We start from the raw sequence: 21,156 nt of genomic DNA on the forward strand, positions 1-21,156 counted from the left end.
TGGAGCATTGATATAGCGAAGCATATCGGCTGATAAGGAGATCGTAGGCATGGCTTTTAGAAACTGGCGCATAGGAATGCATATTCAGCAGGACCATATTGCTATTGTCGCGTTGTTGCATGAGCGCTCACGCTGGGCGCTGCGCCGCTGGTGGAATATCCCATTAATGCCCGGCACCGTGCGTCAGGGGATGGTAGTGGACGTTGAGTCGCTGGCCCACCAGTTGCAAAGCTGGCGGCGGGAGCTGCCTTTGCAGCATCAAGTCTGCATTGCCTTCCCGGCGGCGCGAACGCTGCAGAAGCAGCTCCTGCGTCCGCAGATTTCATTAAGAGAAAGCGAGCAGGCGACATGGATAACCAGCGCCATGGCGCAGCAGCTGGAAATGCCCGCCTCTTCGCTGTGCGTCGATTATGCCCAATCTGCTGCGGTCGATGGCTGGCGGGTTACCGCTGCGCAGCGCTTAGACGTCAACGCACTATGCCGGCTGGCAACCCGCCTCAGGTTAAGAGTGGTGGGGATTGTCCCGGATGCCAGCGCGCTTAGCGCTTTTATCCCCTGGCTGCCGGTTGAAACGCAGGGGCTGGCGTGGCGCGACGAAGCGAGCTGGCTTTGGGCAACCGCCGAGAACTGGGGATACTGTTTGTGCAGCGACGCTCCCTCTTTTCCCCACATGGTTTCCCGGGTAAACGCCGGAGCATTTCGTCTCTGCACTTCAGCGCCGTGCGACGGGCAGAGCTTTGACGCCTGGAGCGTCATCGATCGCCTGCAGCCGCCTCTGCCGAGCTGCGGCGACAGCTATACCGTTGCTCTGGGGTTGGCGCTGGGAGCGCGCCAGCTATGAGCCACATCGTCAACTTTCTTCCCTGGCGCGAAACGCGGCGAAAACAGCGCCTGCGCATAGGCGGCCTGTTGAGCGTCGGTTTACTGCTTATCCTGCTTGCGGCGCTGCTTGCCCCACGGCTCAACAAACGGACCGCTCACTGGCTGGCAACCGTTAAGCTAAACGCTGATAACCAGCTTTACAGCGCATTACAGCAGCGTGAGCGCACCATGCGTCAGCAGCTACAGCACAGGGAGCAACAGCGCCTGCGCCGCCTGCGGCGCGAAAAAACCGCCGCGTGGCAGCCAAGGCTGCAGGAGATAGCGGCGCGTATGCCGGAAGATGCCTGGTTAACCCATCTGGAATACCGCCAGAACGCTCTGTCGCTGAGCGGGCTAACGTTGAATCTTAAAGGGTTAGCCGCGCTGGAAAAGGCGCTGGCAAACATTAGCGGTTTTCTTCCGGCAAAGGCAGGGGAAACGCACCGCGATAGCGAAGGGCGCTGGCTATTTCACTTTTCCATGGTTGGAGAGGACGAACATGCGGGGGAGCATTGAACGCTTGCTGGCGGAGCGTAAAAGTCTGTTAGCGATACCTCTCCTGCTGGTTCTGATTGCCGCAATCGGCCGCTGGCTCATGCTGCCTTCCCAGACAGAAACGCCAGTGGAGCTCTCGCCGCGCATACAGATGCAGTGGCGAAAACTGCTGCCGCTGGTGAGCGCGCTACGTGCCGCCGGAATAGATGACGCAGCGACCCAGCCATTTTCTCCCATTGAGCTCCCTGTGGCTGGGGCGGCGCTTATCGCCTGGCGGCCGATGGGCGGTGGGGGCGAGATGCAGCTGGAGGCTGACTGGCAAGCGGTGCCTGCGCTCTTTTCCTGGCTTGCCCGCTGCGGGATGCGGGCTACGGCTTTCTCTGTGCAGCCGGAAAAACAGGCTCTACGGTTGACTTTGCATCTGGGGGCGGAAGATGCGCCTTAAATGGTGGTACTGGCTGCTGTTCCCACTTCCGCTGCTGGCGGTGGAACGCGATCCGTTCCGCCCCCCGGTGGATCGCTGCCGGACGGCGCAGCTTAGCCAGTGGCGCTATGGCGGAGCTGTCGGCGACCCGCTGGCGCTTATTGGCATCTTGCAGGATAGCGCCGGGAAGTGGCGTCGGGTGAGGGCGGAGACGATTTTGCCCGCGGGCTGGCGGGTGACGCTGCTGACGGCAGAGAAAATAACCATATTAACCGGCCCCGGATGTGAACCCGCACAGTGGGTCTGGCTGCGAAAGGGAATAAAGAATGATGCGATGGATAAGCCTGCTGTTTCTGCTCCTGCCGCTGATGGGCGACGCGGCAAAAAAGGATCTTCCCGTGTCGCTGGTCATCGATGATGCCCCGGTGGCCCAGGTACTCCAGTCGTTGGCGGAGCTAAAGCAAAAAAATCTCGTGATCGCTCCTGACGTCAGCGGCTCGGTATCTCTTCATCTGAATGAGGTTCCCTGGCTGCAGGCGTTGCGATCGGTGATCGACAGCGCCGGTTTGACCCTTACCCAGCAAGGTTCGGTTCTCTACGTACACACCCAGGCGTGGCAAAAGGCGCAGCAGATGAACCTTGAGGCGGAAAGAGCAAAGCGTCTGCAGAATCTCCCTTTGCAGGGGCATAGCGTGACCCTTCGCTATGCTGATGCGGAGGATCTGGCTAAAGCCGGCGAAAAATTGCTGAGCGCTCGCGGACATCTGACGGTCGATAAGCGAACCAACCGTCTGTTGATTCGAGATGATGCCCGGCACCTTCCGGCGTTAAAAGCATGGGCCCAGGAGATGGATGTACCCGTAGGTCAGGTCGAGCTGGCGGCGCATATCGTTTCAATGAGCGAAACCAGCCTGCGGGAACTGGGCGTTAAATGGAGCCTGGCAGAAGCGAGCATCCCGCCAGGCTCGGGTAAATTAACCACCTTGAGCAGCAACCTGGCGGTAGGGGATGCCAGTACAAGGGCCGGGTTTAACATCGGCCGCATCAGCGGGCGGCTTCTGGAGCTGGAGCTCTCCGCGCTTGAGCGGAAGCAGCAGGTAGACATCATCGCCAGCCCTCGACTGCTGGCTTCGCATATGCAGCCCGCCAGCATTAAGCAAGGAAGCGAGATACCTTATCAGGTCTCCAGCGGCGAAAGCGGCGCAACCTCTGTGGAGTTTAAAGAGGCGGTGCTGGGGATGGAGGTAACGCCGACGGTGTTACATCAAAACCGCGTACGTTTAAAACTCAGAATTAGCGAAAATACGCCGGGCCAGGTGCTCAAACAGGATAATGGCGAAGTATTGGCTATTGATAAACAAGAAATAGAAACTCAGGTAGAGGTTAAAAGCGGCGAGACCCTGGCTTTAGGCGGTATCTTTGCGCAAAAAAATAAAACTTCTCGCGAGGGTATTCCTCTCCTTAGCGACATCCCCTGGTTTGGCCAGCTGTTTCGCCGCGACGGCAAGGATAACGAACGACGTGAACTGGTTGTCTTCATCACTCCACGTATTCTGGCAGTGCATTAAGCGGGTTTTTCATGCTAAACACGTTTCAGGTGTTTGACGTGAGGACGGATTTAGCATACAAGGGGTACCGATTTGAGAGTCGGGTACGACATCAATCCTCCCTTTCTTGTCCGGTGATTTATTCTGTTGCCAAACCAGCCGGAGTATTGAGATAATTTTTAGTCTGACTCTCGCTCTATTGCATATGAGGTTTCAGTTCATGTCCTGCTGCGCTGGGTGTCTGCGAAGCGGGTTTACCATTAACGAATAGTCTTAGTAGTACCGAAAAAATGGCAGAGAAACGCAATATCTTTCTGGTTGGGCCTATGGGTGCCGGCAAAAGCACTATTGGGCGCCAGTTAGCCCAACAGCTCAACATGGAATTTTACGATTCCGATCAAGAAATTGAGAAACGCACTGGCGCAGATGTGGGTTGGGTCTTTGATGTAGAAGGCGAAGACGGCTTCCGCGACCGTGAAGAAAAAATCATCAATGAGTTGACGGAAAAACAGGGAATCGTGCTGGCAACCGGCGGTGGCTCTGTAAAATCCCGTGAAACGCGTAACCGTCTCTCCGCCCGCGGCGTGGTGGTGTACCTGGAAACAACTATCGAAAAGCAGCTTGCCCGTACGCAGCGCGATAAAAAGCGTCCTTTGTTACAAGTTGATGCGCCGCCTCGCGAAGTTCTGGAAGCGTTGGCAGATGAGCGCAATCCACTGTACGAAGAGATTGCTGATGTCACTATCCGCACTGACGATCAAAGCGCGAAAGTGGTAGCAAACCAGATTATTCATATGCTGGAAAGCAATTGATTCTGGCTTAATAAAGTGCGTCAGAGTAAAAGCAACTGAGGTGGACGTCGCGTTATGGAGAGGCTTACTGTAACCCTCGGGGAACGTAGTTACCCGATTACCATCGCGGCTGGTTTGTTTAACGATCCAGCTTCCTTCCTGCCACTGAAATCAGGCGATCAGGTTATGCTGGTCACCAATGAAACGCTGGCGCCGCTTTATCTGGATACCGTACGCTCCGTACTTGAGCAAGCGGGAGTAAAAGTCGATAGCGTGATTCTTCCCGACGGCGAGCAGTTTAAAAGCCTGGCGGTGATGGATACTGTTTTTACCGCGCTATTGCAAAAACCACACGGCCGCGACACGACGCTAGTGGCGCTCGGCGGTGGGGTGATCGGTGATTTAACCGGATTTGCCGCCGCCAGCTACCAGCGTGGCGTGCGCTTTATTCAGGTTCCTACCACTCTGCTGTCGCAGGTGGACTCTTCGGTGGGCGGCAAAACGGCCGTCAACCACCCTCTCGGTAAAAACATGATTGGCGCCTTCTGGCAGCCAGTTTCCGTTGTTGTCGATCTCAACTGTCTTAAAACGCTGCCGAAGCGTGAGCTCTCTTCCGGTCTGGCTGAAGTGATCAAGTACGGCGTGATTCTTGACGGCGAATTTTTCGACTGGCTGGAAAATAATATTGATGCACTGATGGCGCTGGATGAAAAAGCGATGGCGTACTGTATCCGTCGCTGTTGTGAGCTGAAAGCTGAAGTTGTCGCTGCCGACGAGCGCGAAACCGGGTTACGTGCTTTACTCAATCTTGGCCATACTTTTGGTCATGCTATCGAAGCTGAAATGGGCTACGGTAATTGGTTACATGGTGAAGCGGTTGCTGCCGGTATGGTGATGGCGGCGCATGCGTCCGAGCGTTTGGGGCGGTTTAATCCGCAGGATACGCAGCGAATTATCCATCTGCTGCAACGTGCAGGCCTGCCGGTGTGCGGGCCGCAGGAGATGACAGCTGACGCGTATTTGCCCCACATGATGCGTGATAAAAAAGTACTGGCAGGCGAGATGCGGCTGGTGCTACCCCTCGCGATAGGGAAGAGCGAGATACGCGGCGGAGTACCGCATGATGTTGTTCTTGGCGCGATTGCTGATACTCAGCAGGCGCAACAATAAGAAGGTCTGGCCGCGTTCGCGCGGCGTTATCATTTCGGGTGACATGCAATAGTCGTGAGCATAAGCCTTTTAGTGGGGTGTTAAATGGATGAATTAAAACCAGAAGACGATATGAAAGCCGATCGCAGCGATCGTCGTACTGGTCGTTCTCGTCAGTCTTCAGAGCGTGATGCCGATCCGCAAATCAATTTTGATGATGTCGATCTTGATGATGCTGACGATGGTCGCCCGACGCGCGGCAGCAAAGCACGCCGTGAGCGCGATGAAGAGCAGTATGAAGAGTACGAAGAAGAAGTAGAGTCTGACGAAGGCGATGACGAAGAGCGTCAGGTTGAGCGTCGTCCGCGTAAGCGTAAGAAAGCGCCGGCAAAACCGGCCTCCCGTCAGTACATCATGATGGGCGTGGGCATCCTCGTTCTGCTGCTGCTGATCGTTGGCGTTGGTTCCGCGCTGAAATCACCATCCTCATCCAACGAGCAAACCGCTTCCGGCGAGAAGAGCATCAACTTGTCCGGAGATCAGGACAATAATACCCAGCCAGCGGCCCAGGACTCCTCTGCGGCAAACAACGCGCAATCGCAGGATGTCTCTCTGCCGCCCATCGCGTCTAACCCGACTCAAGGGCAGGCGACGGCTGAACCACAAGGGCAGCAGCGCGTTGAGGTTCAGGGTGACCTGAATAACGCGCTGACCCAGCAGCAGGGGCAAATTGATAGCGCGGTAGCCAACTCTACTCTGCCTACAGAACCTGCTACCGTTGCGCCGCTGCGCAATGGCGCCGCCCCGCGTCAGGCCACTACCGAGCGTCAGACGGCGGCAGCGCCGCGTCCGGCTGAGCGTAAGCATACGGTTATCGAACCAAAACCGCAGGCCACGGCGAAAGCGCCGACGCAGCCGAAACAGGTTCCGGTTCAGCCTAAGCGTACAGAAAGCGTCGCCGCTACGACCCCGGCAAAAACTCAGCCGACCACTAAGCCTACCGCTACTGCACAGGCTAAACCGGCTGCGACTACCGCTCCTGCGGCGACCACCGCGACAGCATCTACTGCTCCGGCTGCGACTGCAGCTGCCGCTCCGGCAGCAACAGCGGCGACTACGGGTAAAAGCGCTGGCGATGTTGGTTCGATGAAGTCTGCGCCGTCCGGCCACTATACGCTGCAGCTCAGCAGCTCTTCTAACTACAACAACCTTAACAGTTGGGCGAAGAAAGAGAAGCTGGAGAAATATGTTGTCTACGAGACTACGCGTAACGGTCAGCCCTGGTATGTGCTGGTGAGCGGTATTTACGCTTCAAAAGATGAAGCGAAACGTGCCGTTGCTACGCTGCCAGCAGATGTACAGGCGAAAAATCCGTGGGCAAAACCGCTGCATCAGGTTCAGTCTGACCTGAAATAATGCCGCAGTGTAGTCTGAAGCGCTGGATGCTGTCGGAGCTTTCTCCACAGCCGGAGAATGTGTAATTAGTTAGGCAGCATGAAAAAGAATCGCGCTTTTCTGAAATGGGCAGGGGGCAAATACCCCCTGCTTGATGATATTAAAAAGCACTTGCCGCAGGGCGACTGCTTGATTGAGCCTTTCGTGGGCGCCGGGTCGGTATTTCTTAATACCGACTTTTCTCGTTATATCCTCGCTGATATCAATAGTGATTTGATCGATCTGTATAACATCGTCAAACTGCAAACCGATGAGTACGTTGCGGCGGCGCGAGAGATGTTTACGCCTGAGAACAACGTTGCTGAACAGTATTATCTGTTTCGCGACGAGTTTAACCAGAGCCAAGAGCCGCTGCGCCGCGCGGTGCTGTTCCTGTATCTGAACCGTCATGGCTACAATGGTCTGTGTCGCTACAACCTGCGCGGGGAGTTCAACGTGCCCTTTGGCCGTTATAAAAAGCCCTATTTTCCCGAAGCTGAACTGTATCATTTCGCGGAGAAGGCGCAGCATGCCGAGTTTCATTGTGAATCTTATGAAGAGTGCATGAAGCGGGCAGATCACCGTTCCGTTGTTTACTGCGATCCGCCCTATGCGCCGCTGTCGTCAACGGCTAACTTCACGGCCTATCATACGAATAGCTTTAGCCAGGAGCAGCAGGAGCTGCTGGCTAAAAAAGCGGAATCGCTGATGAAAAAGCGTATTCCAGTGCTGATTTCCAACCATCGCACGCCGCTCACTCAGGAGTGGTATAAAAACGCCGCTGAGACGCATATTGTGAAGGTTCGACGCAGCATCAGCAGTAACGGTGGTACACGTAAGAAGGTGGACGAGCTTCTGGCTCTGTACCGTCCGCCCAAGACCAAATAAATTTCAAGGAGATGCGGATGAAGCAGTATTTGATTGCCCCTTCGATTCTGTCGGCTGATTTTGCCCGTCTGGGCGAGGATACCGCCAATGCGTTGGCTGCGGGTGCGGATGTTGTGCACTTTGACGTGATGGACAACCACTACGTGCCGAATCTGACTATTGGTCCGATGGTGCTGAAATCACTGCGAAATTACGGTATCACCGCGCCGATTGATGTGCATTTGATGGTCAAGCCGGTTGACCGCATCATCCCTGATTTTGCCGCCGCGGGCGCCAGCATCATTACTTTCCATCCGGAAGCTTCCGAACACGTTGACCGTACGCTGCAGCTTATCAAAGAGCACGGCTGTAAAGCCGGCCTGGTATTTAACCCGGCGACCTCCCTGAGCTACCTCGATTACGTGATGGATAAGCTGGATGTCATTCTGTTGATGTCCGTCAACCCTGGCTTTGGTGGTCAGTCCTTTATTCCGCATACCCTGGATAAACTGCGTGAAGTTCGTCGTCGCATTGATGAATCCGGCTACGACATCCGTCTGGAAGTGGATGGCGGTGTAAAAGTGAGCAACATCGCTGAGATTGCTGCTGCCGGTGCGGATATGTTTGTTGCCGGCTCGGCTATTTTCGATCAGCCGGACTACAAAAAAGTCGTTGAACAAATGCGTAGTGAATTAGCAAAGGTTAGCCATGGATAAGTTACACAACATTCGCGGTGTGGCGTTTGATCTCGACGGAACGCTGGTGGACAGCGCGCCGGGATTGACCGCTGCCGTTGATAACGCCCTGTATGCGCTGGAACTCCCGATGGCGGGCGAAGAGCGAGTCGTGACCTGGATTGGTAACGGCGCTGACGTACTCATCCAGCGGGCCCTGACCTGGGCTCGTCAGGAGCGCGCGACGCTCAGAGCGGCGCAGGGCAAACCTTCCGTCGATCATGATGATATCCCGCAGGCTGAGCAACAGGCCATTTTGCGCAAGTTGTTCGATCGCTACTATGGCGAAGTGGCGGAAGAGGGGAGCTTTTTGTTTCCTGCCGTTGCCGATACGCTGGGCGCGCTGCACGCAAAAGGCCTGCCGCTGGCGCTGGTGACCAATAAGCCAACGCCGTTTGTCGCGCCAATACTGTCGTCGCTGGATATCGCCAAATATTTTACCGTTGTTATCGGCGGCGATGACGTAAAAAACAAAAAACCGCACCCGGAACCGCTGCTGATGGTCGCGGAGAAACTGGGGCTGGCTCCCGCAGAGCTGCTGTTCGTTGGCGACTCGCGCAATGATATTCAGGCCGCGAAGGCCGCCGGCTGCTGCTCTATCGGATTGACCTACGGCTACAACTACGGCGAGCCGATTTCGTTGAGTGAGCCGGATTATATCTTTGACCAATTTAATGAACTCTTGCCCGCTTTCGGGCTACCGTACAGTGAAAATCAGGAATAAAAAATGACCAAGCCCATCGTTTTTAGTGGCGCACAGCCCTCAGGTGAATTGACCATTGGCAACTATATGGGTGCGCTGCGTCAGTGGGTAAACATGCAGGACGATTACCACTGCATTTACTGCATCGTTGACCAGCACGCGATTACCGTCCGTCAGGATCCGCAGCAGCTGCGTAAGGCGACGCTGGATACGCTTGCGCTGTATCTGGCGTGCGGTATCGACCCGAAAAAAAGCACCATTTTTGTTCAGTCCCACGTGCCTGAGCATGCGCAGCTGGGCTGGGCGCTGAACTGCTACACCTATTTCGGCGAACTGAGCCGTATGACCCAGTTTAAAGACAAGTCATCGCGCTATGCGGAAAACATTAACGCCGGTCTGTTTGACTATCCGGTATTGATGGCTGCCGACATTCTGCTGTATCAGACTAACCAGGTCCCGGTTGGCGAAGACCAGAAGCAGCACCTGGAACTGAGCCGCGATGTCGCCCAGCGTTTCAACGCTATCTATGGCGACGTGTTTAAAGTTCCGGAACCGTTTATTCCCAAATCCGGCGCGCGCGTGATGTCGCTGCTGGAGCCGACCAAAAAGATGTCCAAGTCAGATGATAACCGCAACAACGTTATCGGTCTGCTGGAAGACCCGAAATCGGTAGTGAAGAAGATCAAACGCGCGGTCACCGACTCCGACGAGCCGCCGGTTGTTCGCTACGACATCCAGAACAAAGCGGGTGTTTCCAACCTGCTGGATATTCTCTCTGCGGTTACCGGTCAGAGCATTCCAGAGCTGGAGCAGCATTTTGAAGGCAAAATGTACGGTCATCTGAAGGGCGAGGTGGCAGAAGCCGTTTCCGGTATGCTGACCGAACTGCAGGAGCGCTATCACCGATTCCGCGGTGATGAAGCCTTCCTTAATCAGGTCATGAAAGAGGGCGCAGAGAAAGCCAGCGCTCGCGCTTCCGTGACCCTGAAAGCGGTTTACGAAGCGATTGGTTTCGTCGCCAAACCCTGATGGATTAACGGTGGTTGAGCAATAAAAGCCGGGTGCAAAACATCCGGCTTTTTCATTGGTAATCGCTGATGCCATATGATGCAGTGGTTCTGTAAACGCTCTGCATTTACTAGCGAGGAGCACTCGTTGATTGGCCGGAAAGCAGCGAGCCCGAAATGTCATTATTCGTATCGCTCATACACAATCATGACTTTCTTAATTGTACTGGTTTTTAGGCCGCATATAAAAAGGCCGGAATAATCCGACCTGAGATTTTATTTCTGATCTGCTGCGGGTCCACAGCCGCCTATCATCTTGGAAATAGAAATTGCAGGATGAAGGAGATAGTCATAACTGCATGTTTTATTTTTGTTTTCAATGTGGCCGGTGCAGGCAGTGAGCGACGTGAGAACTGCCGCTAATGCAGCGAACCTGAGCATGTTTTTCATAAGATAATCCCTGTTGTATGATATATAATATATTTGACTTTCCATTGCTAATAAGAAACGGCTTTTGAGTCATTTCTTATTTTTGATTTAATAGGATTTTATTTTGGGTGTCAAATTTTCAAGGATTAAATTAACTTAATTGCTTTTTAAATATTATGGAATATATTTGCGGCAAGATTATGTTGAAAGAAAATATGGCCCAATATTAATGGTAATAGTGGGCCAGGAAGATTAGTGATTTGAGAACCAGTTCAGCTTGTCGCGCAGGCCGACAACGCGACCGACAATAATCAGCGCGGGGCTGGCCATTTGCTTCGCCAGAATATCCAGCTGTTCTAACGTACCGGTGACCACCTTCTGGGTTATCGCCGTGCCGTTCTCAACGATGGCAGCGGGCATATCCGCCGCCATGCCGTGGGCAATCAGTTTTTCCCGGATCGCCGGAGCCTGGTTCAGGCCCATGTAGAACACCAGGGTCTGTTTCTCTACCGCCAGGTTTTCCCAGTCCAGTTCGCCGCCGGTCTTAAGGTGGCCGGTGACCAGGCGCACGCCCTGGGCAAAATCCCGGTGAGTCAGGGGGATGCCGGAGTAGGCGGAACAGCCAGAGGCCGCGGTAATTCCCGGTACTACCGAGAAAGGAATACCCGCATGACACAAAGTTTCCAGCTCTTCGCCGCCGCGACCAAAGATAAACGGATCGCCACCTTTCAGGCGAACAACGCGTTTTCCACCCTGGGCTTCGCGCAGCAGAATCTGGTTAATCTCTTCCTGCGGTACGCAGTGGTAGCCCGAGCGTTTTCCCACGAAGACCCGATCGGCATCGCGGCGCACCAGATTCATGATGTCGTCGGAGACCAGGCGGTCATAAACCACTACATCGGCCTGCTGTATTTGCTGCAGGCCTTTGAGGGTCAGCAGTCCGGCGTCGCCAGGACCTGCGCCTACCAGCACCACTTCGCCGCGATGGTCCAGCGGCTCGGTCAGCAGCTGCTCCGTAGCGTCCGCGACGGCCTGGCGGTCCTCGTTGGCCAGCGACTGCGCCAGCCTGTCGTTAACAAACAGCTTCTCCCAGAAGCGTCGGCGCTCGCCGACGGTGGCAAACTGCTTCTTCACCCTTGAACGCAGCTGACCTGCATAGTGGGCCAGCTGGCCTAAATGTAATGGCAGAACCGACTCCAGCTTTTCGCGCAGCAGGCGCGCCAGCACCGGCGAGGTGCCGCCGGAAGAGACGGCAACCATCAGCGGTGAACGGTCGATAATCGACGGCATAATAAAGCTGGCTTGCTGAGGCGCATCGACCACGTTGCAAAATATTCGCCTTTCTTCCGCTGATTCGCTGACTTGTTGATTAACCGCTTCGTTATCGGTAGCAGCGATGGCCAGCCAGCAGTTATCCAGCAGCGCAGGATTAAACTCGCCCTGGACCAGGGTTAGCATGTTTGCATCGGCCCATACCTGGAATTGCGGCACAAAATCCAGGGCATTAACCGTCAATCTGGCGCCAGCGTCCAGTAACAGGCGAGCTTTACGTTCAGCCACATCGCCGCCGCCGACTAACAAACAGTCACGATCGCGTAATTGGCAAAATATAGGCAAATGGTCCACGACATTCCCTCTTAATTATTGGCAGCAGCCTTAGAATCTGGCTATCAGGCTATTTTATTTGTCAGGTTGAACCTGGGCAGTGCTCACACAAAATTCATCGAGTTTTGAACGCCCTTTAGGGCGGCCCGAAGGGTGAGCGTAGCGAATCATCCTCACGTACTACGTGTACGTTCCGGTTGTTTCGCGCTGTCCGCGTTCAACCTGCCTTCACCGATTACGCCTACTGAGCCAGACTCTCAGTCTCGTTAGTTTTTTCCGGGGCGGGGCGCTCCGATTTCGGCGTAGCATACCAATAACCCAATCCCATAAATACGACACCGGACAAAGTATTGCCGAGTGTTACCCATAACAAATTGTGACCTATTCCCGCAAGGGTATACGCATCGCTGTGATGGCCAAACCAGGAGAGGGCAAAAAGCGTCATGTTGGCGACGGAGTGCTCATAGCCGGACGCGATAAACGCCAGTAGACACCACCAGATGGCGATAAATTTGGCCGCGCCCTCGGTACGAATCGCCATCCAGATCGCCAGACACACCAGCCAGTTACACAGCGCGCCTTTGAAAAAGAGCGCCATCGCGGATTGGCTGGTTTTTGCCAGCGCGACGGTATGCACGAGGCTGCTATCGACCGGCAGCAGGCTGCCGCTACCCCAGCAATACAGCAGCGCCACGAAAACCGAACCCAGCAGATTACCCATCCAGGTCTGGGGCAGAATCGCCCACATCTGACTCTGGCTGATGGTGCCCGCTTTCACGCCCAGCGTAAGGAACATGGTGTGGCCGGTGAACAATTCAGAGCCGGCGATAATCACCAGCGTTAACGCAATGCCAAAGGTGGCGCCCATCACCAGCGGGCGGACCGCAGGATCGAGCAGGTTGCCGAGGGTAAAAATAAGAATGATGCCGAGGCCGACATAGGCTCCCGCCATCATTGAGCTGACCCAGAAGCTGATTGGATTATTGGCCGAAAGGCGCGCAATGCGGGCGGCGTTGGCCGCGCACTTGTTTATTGTGTCCGTAAACATAGGATTTCCTTTAACACCTCATCCTTTGCGCTGCTTCCTGGTTGGCAGCCTTCGCGACGCAGCACAGATGATGTTGTGTCATCAATTGAAGGTAAAAAATTTAAAAAAAAGGGAGGCGTTGCGCCTCCCTTAAATTGCTTAACCACGTAACTGCACGATGCCGTCTTTCACTCGGGCTTCATAGTGCGCTACCGAATGGCTTTCATCTTCCATACACAGGCCGTCACGCAGGCGGAAGCGCTGCTTTTTCAGCGGGCTGGCCACCCACAGCTCGCCCTGATGCTCGGCGATCAGGCCGCGAGAGAGGACGCTGGACTCGAAGAACGGATCGATATTGCTAATCGCAAACACCTGGTCACCGTGATACGGGCGGAAAATCGCCACTTGTTTATCGCCTAACAGCGCGCAGACGCCGGTTTCCGGCAGGATGTCATCGAGTTTGCAGATATTTTTCCACTGGCTCATGCGTTTTCCTCCACCAGAGTTACCGGGATACGTTCGTACGGCGTGGCCGGGCGATGTTGCTCACGCTCAGGCACGACCTGGACGTTAGGGTCGCGCTTGTCGCTGTTGATAAAGTGTTTGAAGCGTACCTGGGCCGCTGGCGAGTTAACGGTTTCTGTCCACTCGCAGACTACCGCTGCACGCAGGCGAGCCATCTCTTCTTCCAGATGCTCGTTCAGTCCCAGCTTGTCGTCGATGATGACCGACTTCAGATAATCGATGCCGCCTTCCAGGTTATCTAACCACGGTGCGGTACGGGTCAGTTTGTCGGCGGTACGGATATAGAACATCATGAAGCGGTCGAGATATTTCATTAATGTTTCGCGATCCAGATCCGCTGCGAGCAGATCCGCGTGGCGGGGTTTCATACCGCCGTTACCGCAGACGTAAAGGTTCCAGCCTTTCTCCGTGGCGATGATGCCGACGTCTTTACCCTGAGCTTCCGCGCATTCGCGGGTACAGCCGGAGACGCCAAACTTCATTTTGTGCGGCGTACGGATGCCTTTGTAGCGGTTTTCCAGCTCTACGCCGAAGCCGACGCTATCGCCCACGCCGTAGCGGCACCAGGTGCTGCCTACGCAGGTTTTCGCCATTCGCAGCGCCTTAGCGTATGCGTGACCGGTTTCGAAGCCCGCGTCGATCAGCTGACGCCAGATTTCCGGCAGATCGTCTTTTTGTGCGCCAAACAGGCCGATACGCTGGGAACCGGTGATCTTGGTATACAGGTTAAATTCACGAGCGATACGGCCTACCGCCACCAGCCCTTCCGGGGTGATTTCACCGCCGGCAGAGCGGGGAATAACGGAGTAGGTGCCGTCTTTCTGGATATTGGCCAGGAAGTTGTCGTTGGTATCCTGCAGCGGGGTGTGCTGCGGTTTCAGAATATATTCGTTCCAGCAGGAGGCCAGCAGCGAGCCAACGGTCGGTTTACAAACCTCACAGCCGTAGCCTTTACCGTGTTTTGCCAGCAGCTCTTCAAAGGTTTTGATGCCTTCCACGCGGATGAGGTGGAACAGTTCCTGACGGGAGTACGCAAAGTGCTCGCACAGGTTATTGTTGACTTCGATGCCCTGTTTCGCCAGTTCGGCGTTGAGAACCTGAGTCACCAGCGGGATACAGCCGCCGCAGCCGGTGCCGGCTTTGGTTTCTGCTTTCAGCGCCGCCACGGTGTGGCAGCCTTTATTAATAGCGGCAATCAATGCGCCTTTGGTGACGTCAAAGCAGGAGCAAATTTGTGCGCTGTCCGGCAGTTTATCCACGCCAATTGACGGCTTACCGCTGCCCGCATGCGCCGGGAGGATCAGCGAGTCCGGGTTTTCCGGCAGTTCGATCGCATTGAGCACCAGCTGCAGCAGATTGCCGTAATCGCTGGTGTCGCCCACCAGCACCGCGCCGAGCAGGGTCTTGTTGTCAGGGCTGACGATAAGGCGTTTGTAGACCTCTTTGCTTTCGTCGAGGTAAACGTAGCTGCGCGCGCCTGGCGTGCGTCCGTGAGCGTCGCCAATCCCGCCGACGTCAACGCCCAGCAGCTTTAGCTTGGCGCTCAGATCCGCGCCTTCAAAGGCGTTTTCTGTTTTCAGGATATGGTCAACGGTAACCTGGGCCATTTTATAGCCCGGGGCGACCAGGCCATAAACGCGGTTATTCCAGCTGGCACATTCCCCGATGGCGTAGATATCCGGGTCAGAAGTCTGACAGGCGTCATTGATCACAATGCCGCCGCGTGGAGCGACTTCCAGACCGCACTGGGTGGCCAGCTTATCGCGCGGGCGGATACCGGTAGAGAAAACGATGAAGTCAACTTCCAGCTCGCTGCCGTCGGCAAAACGCATGGTTTTACGCGCTTCGCGTCCTTCCTGGACAATCTCTTTGGTATTTTTGCTGGTGTGCACCCGCACGCCCATGCTTTCAATCTTACGGCGCAGCTGTTCGCCGCCCATCTGATCCAGCTGTTCCGCCATCAGCATGGGGGCGAATTCAATGACGTGGGTTTCAACGCCGAGGTTTTTTAGCGCCCCAGCGGCTTCCAGGCCTAACAGACCGCCGCCGACGACGGCGCCGCGCTTGCTGCGACGGGCGCAGGCTTCAATAGCGTTCAGGTCTTCAATAGTGCGATAAACAAAGCAGTCCTGAGTTTCAGAACCTTTTATCGGCGGGATCCACGGATAGGAGCCGGTTGCCATAATCAGCTTGTCATAGAAAACGGTACGGCCTGCGCTGGAGTGGATGACCTTCTCCTGGCGGTTGATGGTAATGGCGCGTTCACCGACCAGTACCTTAACGCCGTGCTTCTCGTAGAAACCTTCCCGTACCAAAGAGAGCTCTTCGGCAGTATGGTGAGAGAAGTAGGAGGAGAGGTGTACGCGGTCGTAGGCGATACGGGGTTCTTCACAGAAGACGGTAATATCGAACAGGCTGGCGTCGGATTTATCAAGAAGGTCCTCAATAAAGCGGTGGCCGACCATACCATTACCAATGATAGCGAGTCTGACTTTGCTCATTTTTGCCTCGATTTCTTTTATATTACCGCCTACCTTAACGATTCAGCCGCGACACTTATTGATGCAAATCAATTACACCTTTACCTACTACTTAAGTGGTATGTTTATGATTTGTCAGTATTTTTATAAGTGACGGAAAACGCTGGCTTTTCCTTTTTGCTTTTTTTATGTACAAAATTAGCAACGGATACCCACGGCGGGTTGAGTAAAATTTCAGCAACAATTACGGGAGTCATCGATATGACAGCAGCGCCGCTTTGGTTAATTGAGAACGTTCGTCTGCCCGATCGCGAAGGGTTATGGCAGATAGCGATAGACAAGGGGCGCTTCGGGGATATCACCCCTATGGGGGAGGCGCGCAAAGAGAATTTTGAAGTGCTGAATGCGCGCGGCGGGCTGGCCATCCCCCCTTTTATTGAACCGCATATTCACCTCGATACGACCCAGACCGCCGGCGAGCCGAACTGGAATCAGTCCGGTACCCTGTTTGAAGGGATTGAGCGATGGGCGGAGCGTAAGGCGCTGTTGAGCCATGAAGACGTGAAAGCCCGCGCCTGGAAGACGTTGAAATGGCAAATTGCCAACGGTATTCAGTTTGTGCGCACCCACGTCGACGTTTCCGATCCGACGCTGACCGCGCTCAAAGCCATGCTGGAGGTGAAGCAGGAAGTCGCGCCGTGGGTAGATTTGCAGATTGTCGCCTTCCCACAAGAGGGGATTTTATCCTATCCCAATGGTGAGGCTCTGCTGGAAGAAGCCCTGCGGCTGGGCGCCGATGTGGTGGGCGCCATCCCGCATTTTGAATTCACTCGCGAATATGGCGTGGAGTCCCTGCACATCGCTTTTCGTCTGGCGAAAAAGTATCAGCGGCCTTTAGATATCCACTGTGATGAAATCGATGATGAACAGTCGCGATTCGTTGAGACCGTGGCGGCCCTGGCGTTAAAAGAGGGGATTGGGCCGAGAGTGACCGCCAGCCATACCACCGCGATGCACTCCTACAATGGCGCTTATACATCACGTCTTTTTCGTTTGCTGAAACTGTCCGGCATTAACTTCGTGGCTAACCCGCTGGTCAATATTCACCTTCAGGGACGGTTTGACGACTATCCGAAACGCCGCGGCATCACGCGCGTGAAGGAGCTGATGGCGGCGGGCATTAACGTCTGCTTTGGCCATGACGATGTCTTTGATCCCTGGTATCCGCTGGGAACCGGCAACATGCTGCAGGTGCTGCACATGGGGCTGCACGTTTGTCAGATGATGGGCTATCAGCAGATTAACGATGGACTCAAGCTGGTGACGGAAAATAGCGCGCGAACGTTTGGCCTGAGCGATTACGGTATTGCGACGGGGAACACGGCGAATCTGGTGATTCTCCCTGCGGAAAACGGGTTTGAGGCTGTGCGTTGTCAGGTTCCGGTTCGTTGGTCAATTCGCCAGGGGAGAGTTATCGCTACCACGCAGCTGGCGCAAACCTGGGTACAGATGGATCGGGGCGGGGAGGAGCTGTTCTTTACCCGAAATAGCCCCTTTGCCGGAACAAAGGGGCCTGAGGCTTAGTGCGATTCCGCTGCCGCGTTGTTCTGGCGGTGGCGGGAGACGAAGCCGAGGATCAGACACATCACAAAGACCACGGCATAGAGGCCGTTAGCGGTATGCAGCGCTGCCAGCGGTCCGCTGGCGGCAACGATAGGGCCGGTAACGACGAAAGTCAGCATGGTACCCACGGTGCCGCAGGTCAGAATGAAGTTCACCAGCTTCGGCGACGACACTTTAGTTTGCAGTGACCCCAGGGTGATGATCGACGTATAGATGGCGCTGGAGAAGAAGCCGAGGGTGAGAATAAACCACGGCATATGCTCCGGCGAACCGTTAATAAACAGATACATCAGCACCGTCGCCACGCCCGCCAGCACGGTCAGAATACGCTGCAGGTCAAAGAAGCGCAGGATGAAGCTGAATGACCACATGCCGATCATGTACGACATCCAGAAATCGCTTACCAGCTTACCCGCATCGCCAAGGCTCATGCCCAGGCCTTTGGCGTATTCCGGTACCCAGGAGATGAAACCCAACTGGCCGAGGATGTAGCACAGGGCGGCGATGGAGAGAAACAGCACGCCGATACCCCATTTTTCTTTCACGACCGGCTGGCTATCCTGCAGGGCTTTTTTGCCCAGGACCGGGAATTCACAGCCGAAGGTCAGAATGAAAATAGCGACGTAGACCAGGCCGATGCAGGCATAAACCCAGTACCATTCGATGCTGCGCGCCAGCAGATAGGCGGCCAGCATCGGGAAGATCATCCCCGCCATGCTGAAGAAGGAGTCGGTGAACAGCAGCCGCGCGCCGCGCTGACGACCTTCGTACATATGGGTAATCAAGAAGGTACCAATCGACATGGTGATCCCGCTGACCAGCCCAAGCACGAACATCGAGGCGGAAAACAGCGCCAGGCTATGGCTGAACATCAAACCGGCGACGGCCAGAATCATCAGGATAAAGCCAAAGCGCAGTTGCGTTTTCAGCGGAACAATTTCCATCAGCCAAGCGTTCAGGAAGATAGAGATCAGGATACCGGCATTAAGAAAGGTAAAGGTGTTGCTCATGCTGGAGACGGGCAGATGAAAATAATCTGCGATGTTTCCCATCACCATCCCGGTGACAATCACCAACGCGCCGGTCAGGGCGTAGGAGAAGAAGCTGATCCATGTGAGCTTGATACGATTGCTGTTAGTCATGACAGGCCTGTGAATAGAAATGTAAAGCGCGTTGACTCTGCGCCGGGCGGACAGATTTTATGCGTTAGCGTGATTCAAGCAAACGTTTATTCTGAAATTTATAGTTTTTTGCAATTGTTAGTGTGACTTGTATCACATTTGATTATTTGGCGGAGCGCCTGGCCCATCGTTACAAGTGTTTCAGCTAAGTAAAATTAGGTAAAAGGCTAGCCCAGGATGCAAAGGCTCTTTAGAATCAAAGCACTCGGTTTTTATTCTGCTCCGTTAAGGAATTTCCATGCTCAAATCAACTCTCGCGGCGGTGGCTGCCGTTTTCGCCATTTCAGCATTTTCCCCGGCCATGGCGGCAAAGGGGGATCCTCATGTGTTGCTGACCACGTCTGCGGGCAATATTGAGCTTGAGCTGAATAGCCAGAAAGCGCCCATCTCGGTTGATAACTTCCTCAAGTACGTGAACAGCGGTTTTTATAACAACACCACTTTTCACCGTGTGATCCCGGGCTTTATGGTGCAGGGCGGCGGCTTTAACGAACAGATGCAGCAGAAACAGCCTAATCCGCCGATTAAAAATGAAGCCGACAACGGTCTGCGCAACACGCGCGGCACCATCGCCATGGCGCGTACTGCCGATCAGGACAGCGCCACCAGCCAGTTCTTTATCAATATTGCGGATAACGCCTTCCTCGATCATGGCCAGCGTGATTTCGGCTATGCGGTGTTTGGTAAAGTAGTCAAAGGCATGGACGTCGCGGATAAAATTTCTCAGGTGCCGACTCACAACGTTGGGCCGTATCAAAATGTTCCGTCCAAACCTATCGTTATTCTTTCCGCAAAAGTACTGCCGTAATCTTAATTGCGCGGGTAACGCTCACCCGCGCATTCCCCGCTTCCCTGCGAAATCGCTTTTTGCCGCTTATACTTGTGGCTACTGCGGACATGTCAGGGAGGTGTTAAATGAAAAAGCTCACCGAAAAACAGAAATCCCGACTCTGGGAGGATCGACGCAACGTGAATTTTCAGGCCAGCCGGCGGCTGGAGGGCGTCGATATTCCGCTAATCAACCTTACTCCCGAAGAAGCCCTGGCGCGTATTGCGGCGTTAAGGAGCCACTATGAGCGATAAATTTGGTGAGGGCCGGGATCCTTATCTTTACTCCGGTCTGCAGGTCATGCGTAACCGCTTAGGTATCCGCCAGGCACAGCGCCTTGAGCAGGCGGCGTGGGAGCTGACCGCGCTACGCGCGGCAACCATCGAACTCGGGCCACTGGTGCGCGGCTTGCCTCATCTCTGCGCGATTCATCGCCAGCTCTATCAGGATATTTTCGACTGGGCGGGACAACTGCGTGAAGTGGATATCTATCAGGGCGACACCCGTTTCTGCCATTTCGCCTATATCGAAAAAGAGGGGAACACGCTCTTTCAGGCCCTGGAAGAGGAAGGCTATCTGGTGGGGCTTGCTCAGGATAAATTCATTGAACGTCTCGCTCATTACTACTGCGAAATTAACGTCCTGCATCCTTTCCGAATCGGCAACGGCCTGGCGCAACGCATTTTCTTTGAACAACTGGCTATTCATGCTGGCTATACGCTGGACTGGCGTGATATTGCCGTCGATGTATGGAACCAGGCCAACCAGAGTGGCGCAATGGGCGACCTTTCTCCACTGCAGACGATATTTCGTAAAGTGGTAAGCGAAGCTGCGGAAACTGAGTAGAATAGCGCGGTTCTTTGTTCCCGGAGCCGCTATGATCCTGCTTATCGATAACTACGATTCTTTTACCTGGAATCTGTACCAGTATTTCTGCGAACTTGGGGCAGAAGTGCAGGTCAGGCGTAATGACGAGCTGACGTTAGCGGAAATTGTTGCGCTGGCGCCCGCGAAAATCGTTATTTCGCCGGGGCCCTGCACGCCGAATGAGTCCGGGATTTCGCTGGCGGTTATTCGCCACTTCTCCGGCAAGACGCCAATCTTAGGCGTTTGCCTGGGCCACCAGGCGATAGCCCAGGTTTTCGGCGCCGCGATCGTGCGGGCGGCCAAAGTCATGCACGGGAAAACGTCCCCCATTAGCCATCGTGGCCAGGGGGTATTTCGTGGCCTCAATAATCCGCTAACCGTGACCCGCTACCACTCCCTGCTGATTGACCCGCTAACGCTGCCTGAATGCTTTGAGGTGACCGCTCGCAGCGAGGAGGGTGAGATCATGGGCATTCGCCACCGCGAATTCGACCTTGAGGGCGTGCAATTTCATCCGGAGAGCATTCTCAGCGAACAGGGCCACCAGCTGCTGGCAAACTTCTTCAATCGGTGATTTG

23 protein-coding genes are annotated in these 21,156 nt (G+C 54.8%); 17 read left to right on the plus strand and 6 right to left on the minus strand.

Features of this window, described 5'->3' with window-relative positions; translation table 11 throughout:
• Positions 1-49 precede the first annotated feature (49 nt).
• From K2184_RS21920 to trpS, 12 genes are all read left to right on the plus strand, one after another.
• Positions 50-841: a hypothetical protein gene (locus K2184_RS21920; protein ID WP_023329056.1), complete on the plus strand. Its 792-nt coding sequence runs from the start codon at positions 50-52 to the stop codon at positions 839-841.
• Positions 838-1,377: a PilN domain-containing protein gene (locus K2184_RS21925; RefSeq protein ID WP_023321708.1), complete on the plus strand. Its 540-nt coding sequence runs from the start codon at positions 838-840 to the stop codon at positions 1,375-1,377. The genes K2184_RS21920 and K2184_RS21925 overlap by 4 nt, the downstream gene beginning before the upstream one ends.
• On the plus strand, positions 1,361-1,801 hold the full coding sequence (locus K2184_RS21930) for a HofO family protein (protein ID WP_016810008.1): 441 nt from the start codon (positions 1,361-1,363) through the stop codon (positions 1,799-1,801). The genes K2184_RS21925 and K2184_RS21930 overlap by 17 nt, the downstream gene beginning before the upstream one ends.
• Positions 1,791-2,198, plus strand: coding sequence for a HofP DNA utilization family protein (locus tag K2184_RS21935; RefSeq protein WP_064361336.1), 408 nt, complete (start codon positions 1,791-1,793; stop codon positions 2,196-2,198). Before K2184_RS21930 ends, K2184_RS21935 begins: the two co-directional genes overlap by 11 nt.
• On the plus strand, positions 2,107-3,348 hold the full coding sequence (gene hofQ, locus K2184_RS21940; RefSeq protein ID WP_032726768.1) for a DNA uptake porin HofQ: 1,242 nt from the start codon (positions 2,107-2,109) through the stop codon (positions 3,346-3,348). Before K2184_RS21935 ends, hofQ begins: the two co-directional genes overlap by 92 nt.
• A gap of 269 nt (positions 3,349-3,617) precedes the next feature.
• Positions 3,618-4,139, plus strand: coding sequence for a shikimate kinase AroK (gene aroK / locus K2184_RS21945; RefSeq protein ID WP_004106441.1), 522 nt, complete (start codon positions 3,618-3,620; stop codon positions 4,137-4,139).
• A 54-nt stretch (positions 4,140-4,193) separates the two neighbouring features.
• Positions 4,194-5,288 (plus strand): 3-dehydroquinate synthase, encoded by a 1,095-nt coding sequence (gene aroB / locus K2184_RS21950; RefSeq protein WP_004106440.1) that lies wholly within the window; start codon positions 4,194-4,196, stop codon positions 5,286-5,288.
• A gap of 84 nt (positions 5,289-5,372) precedes the next feature.
• On the plus strand, positions 5,373-6,683 hold the full coding sequence (gene damX, locus K2184_RS21955) for a cell division protein DamX (protein ID WP_163525597.1): 1,311 nt from the start codon (positions 5,373-5,375) through the stop codon (positions 6,681-6,683).
• Positions 6,684-6,761: 78 nt separating this feature from the next.
• Positions 6,762-7,589, plus strand: a complete 828-nt coding sequence (gene dam / locus K2184_RS21960) for an adenine-specific DNA-methyltransferase (protein WP_004106438.1) — start codon at positions 6,762-6,764, stop codon at positions 7,587-7,589.
• A 17-nt stretch (positions 7,590-7,606) separates the two neighbouring features.
• Positions 7,607-8,284 (plus strand): ribulose-phosphate 3-epimerase, encoded by a 678-nt coding sequence (rpe, locus tag K2184_RS21965; RefSeq protein ID WP_004106437.1) that lies wholly within the window; start codon positions 7,607-7,609, stop codon positions 8,282-8,284.
• Positions 8,277-9,026 carry a phosphoglycolate phosphatase gene (gph, locus tag K2184_RS21970; protein ID WP_004106435.1) on the plus strand — a complete coding sequence of 250 codons (750 nt, stop codon included), beginning with the start codon at positions 8,277-8,279 and terminating at the stop codon, positions 9,024-9,026. The genes rpe and gph overlap by 8 nt, the downstream gene beginning before the upstream one ends.
• Before the next feature lie 3 nt (positions 9,027-9,029).
• Entirely contained in the window at positions 9,030-10,034 is a 1,005-nt protein-coding gene (gene trpS, locus K2184_RS21975) for a tryptophan--tRNA ligase (protein ID WP_004106433.1), read from the plus strand.
• 254 nt (positions 10,035-10,288) lie between these two features.
• Here trpS and K2184_RS21980 read toward each other — a convergent pair whose 3' ends face one another.
• From K2184_RS21980 to nirB, 5 genes are all read right to left on the minus strand, one after another.
• Positions 10,289-10,462, minus strand: a complete 174-nt coding sequence (locus tag K2184_RS21980) for a YhfL family protein (RefSeq protein WP_016810006.1) — start codon at positions 10,460-10,462, stop codon at positions 10,289-10,291.
• A gap of 231 nt (positions 10,463-10,693) precedes the next feature.
• On the minus strand, positions 10,694-12,067 hold the full coding sequence (gene cysG, locus K2184_RS21985) for a siroheme synthase CysG (RefSeq protein ID WP_004106431.1): 1,374 nt from the start codon (positions 12,065-12,067) through the stop codon (positions 10,694-10,696).
• A gap of 220 nt (positions 12,068-12,287) precedes the next feature.
• On the minus strand, positions 12,288-13,094 hold the full coding sequence (gene nirC / locus K2184_RS21990) for a nitrite transporter NirC (RefSeq protein ID WP_023321706.1): 807 nt from the start codon (positions 13,092-13,094) through the stop codon (positions 12,288-12,290).
• 138 nt (positions 13,095-13,232) lie between these two features.
• Complete coding sequence (gene nirD / locus K2184_RS21995; RefSeq protein WP_004106426.1) at positions 13,233-13,559, minus strand: nitrite reductase small subunit NirD; 327 nt, start codon at positions 13,557-13,559, stop codon at positions 13,233-13,235.
• Positions 13,556-16,099, minus strand: a complete 2,544-nt coding sequence (nirB, locus tag K2184_RS22000) for an NADPH-nitrite reductase large subunit (protein WP_023321705.1) — start codon at positions 16,097-16,099, stop codon at positions 13,556-13,558. Before nirB ends, nirD begins: the two co-directional genes overlap by 4 nt.
• Positions 16,100-16,339: 240 nt before the next feature.
• Here nirB and K2184_RS22005 point away from each other — a divergent pair, with 240 nt between their 5' ends.
• Positions 16,340-17,662 (plus strand): cytosine deaminase, encoded by a 1,323-nt coding sequence (locus K2184_RS22005; RefSeq protein WP_004106417.1) that lies wholly within the window; start codon positions 16,340-16,342, stop codon positions 17,660-17,662.
• On the opposite strand, the gene tsgA is transcribed toward K2184_RS22005, so the two are convergent.
• Positions 17,659-18,843: an MFS transporter TsgA gene (gene tsgA, locus K2184_RS22010; RefSeq protein ID WP_004106415.1), complete on the minus strand. Its 1,185-nt coding sequence runs from the start codon at positions 18,841-18,843 to the stop codon at positions 17,659-17,661. The genes K2184_RS22005 and tsgA overlap by 4 nt on opposite strands.
• A gap of 277 nt (positions 18,844-19,120) precedes the next feature.
• Here tsgA and ppiA point away from each other — a divergent pair, with 277 nt between their 5' ends.
• The 4 genes from ppiA (at position 19,121) to pabA (ending at position 21,152) form a co-directional block, all read left to right on the plus strand.
• A complete protein-coding gene (gene ppiA, locus K2184_RS22015) occupies positions 19,121-19,690 on the plus strand; it encodes a peptidylprolyl isomerase A (RefSeq protein WP_004854889.1) in 570 nt (189 codons plus the stop codon).
• A 107-nt stretch (positions 19,691-19,797) separates the two neighbouring features.
• Positions 19,798-19,965 (plus strand): YhfG family protein, encoded by a 168-nt coding sequence (locus tag K2184_RS22020; protein ID WP_004106412.1) that lies wholly within the window; start codon positions 19,798-19,800, stop codon positions 19,963-19,965.
• Positions 19,955-20,557 (plus strand): putative adenosine monophosphate-protein transferase Fic, encoded by a 603-nt coding sequence (locus K2184_RS22025; protein ID WP_004106410.1) that lies wholly within the window; start codon positions 19,955-19,957, stop codon positions 20,555-20,557. Before K2184_RS22020 ends, K2184_RS22025 begins: the two co-directional genes overlap by 11 nt.
• 31 nt (positions 20,558-20,588) lie before the next feature.
• A complete protein-coding gene (gene pabA / locus K2184_RS22030; RefSeq protein ID WP_004106408.1) occupies positions 20,589-21,152 on the plus strand; it encodes an aminodeoxychorismate synthase component 2 in 564 nt (187 codons plus the stop codon).
• Positions 21,153-21,156: the final 4 nt, after the last annotated feature.

It is taken from the genome of Klebsiella sp. K5-306 (assembly GCF_051835185.1).
GTDB lineage: Bacteria > Pseudomonadota > Gammaproteobacteria > Enterobacterales > Enterobacteriaceae > Klebsiella > Klebsiella oxytoca.

Coding starts and splice junctions, on each gene's coding strand:
- K2184_RS21935 (WP_064361336.1), top strand. CDS start 1,791: ATGCGCCTTAAATGGTGGTACTGGCTGCTGTTCCCACTTCCGCTGCTG.
- tsgA (WP_004106415.1), bottom strand. CDS start 18,843: ATGACTAACAGCAATCGTATCAAGCTCACATGGATCAGCTTCTTCTCC.
- nirC (WP_023321706.1), bottom strand. CDS start 13,094: ATGTTTACGGACACAATAAACAAGTGCGCGGCCAACGCCGCCCGCATT.
- aroK (WP_004106441.1), top strand. CDS start 3,618: ATGGCAGAGAAACGCAATATCTTTCTGGTTGGGCCTATGGGTGCCGGC.
- K2184_RS22005 (WP_004106417.1), top strand. CDS start 16,340: ATGACAGCAGCGCCGCTTTGGTTAATTGAGAACGTTCGTCTGCCCGAT.
- damX (WP_163525597.1), top strand. CDS start 5,373: ATGGATGAATTAAAACCAGAAGACGATATGAAAGCCGATCGCAGCGAT.
- rpe (WP_004106437.1), top strand. CDS start 7,607: ATGAAGCAGTATTTGATTGCCCCTTCGATTCTGTCGGCTGATTTTGCC.
- K2184_RS21930 (WP_016810008.1), top strand. CDS start 1,361: ATGCGGGGGAGCATTGAACGCTTGCTGGCGGAGCGTAAAAGTCTGTTA.
- K2184_RS21980 (WP_016810006.1), bottom strand. CDS start 10,462: ATGAAAAACATGCTCAGGTTCGCTGCATTAGCGGCAGTTCTCACGTCG.
- K2184_RS21920 (WP_023329056.1), top strand. CDS start 50: ATGGCTTTTAGAAACTGGCGCATAGGAATGCATATTCAGCAGGACCAT.
- nirB (WP_023321705.1), bottom strand. CDS start 16,099: ATGAGCAAAGTCAGACTCGCTATCATTGGTAATGGTATGGTCGGCCAC.
- gph (WP_004106435.1), top strand. CDS start 8,277: ATGGATAAGTTACACAACATTCGCGGTGTGGCGTTTGATCTCGACGGA.
- nirD (WP_004106426.1), bottom strand. CDS start 13,559: ATGAGCCAGTGGAAAAATATCTGCAAACTCGATGACATCCTGCCGGAA.
- K2184_RS22025 (WP_004106410.1), top strand. CDS start 19,955: ATGAGCGATAAATTTGGTGAGGGCCGGGATCCTTATCTTTACTCCGGT.
- ppiA (WP_004854889.1), top strand. CDS start 19,121: ATGCTCAAATCAACTCTCGCGGCGGTGGCTGCCGTTTTCGCCATTTCA.
- dam (WP_004106438.1), top strand. CDS start 6,762: ATGAAAAAGAATCGCGCTTTTCTGAAATGGGCAGGGGGCAAATACCCC.
- aroB (WP_004106440.1), top strand. CDS start 4,194: ATGGAGAGGCTTACTGTAACCCTCGGGGAACGTAGTTACCCGATTACC.
- pabA (WP_004106408.1), top strand. CDS start 20,589: ATGATCCTGCTTATCGATAACTACGATTCTTTTACCTGGAATCTGTAC.
- trpS (WP_004106433.1), top strand. CDS start 9,030: ATGACCAAGCCCATCGTTTTTAGTGGCGCACAGCCCTCAGGTGAATTG.
- hofQ (WP_032726768.1), top strand. CDS start 2,107: ATGATGCGATGGATAAGCCTGCTGTTTCTGCTCCTGCCGCTGATGGGC.
- K2184_RS22020 (WP_004106412.1), top strand. CDS start 19,798: ATGAAAAAGCTCACCGAAAAACAGAAATCCCGACTCTGGGAGGATCGA.
- K2184_RS21925 (WP_023321708.1), top strand. CDS start 838: ATGAGCCACATCGTCAACTTTCTTCCCTGGCGCGAAACGCGGCGAAAA.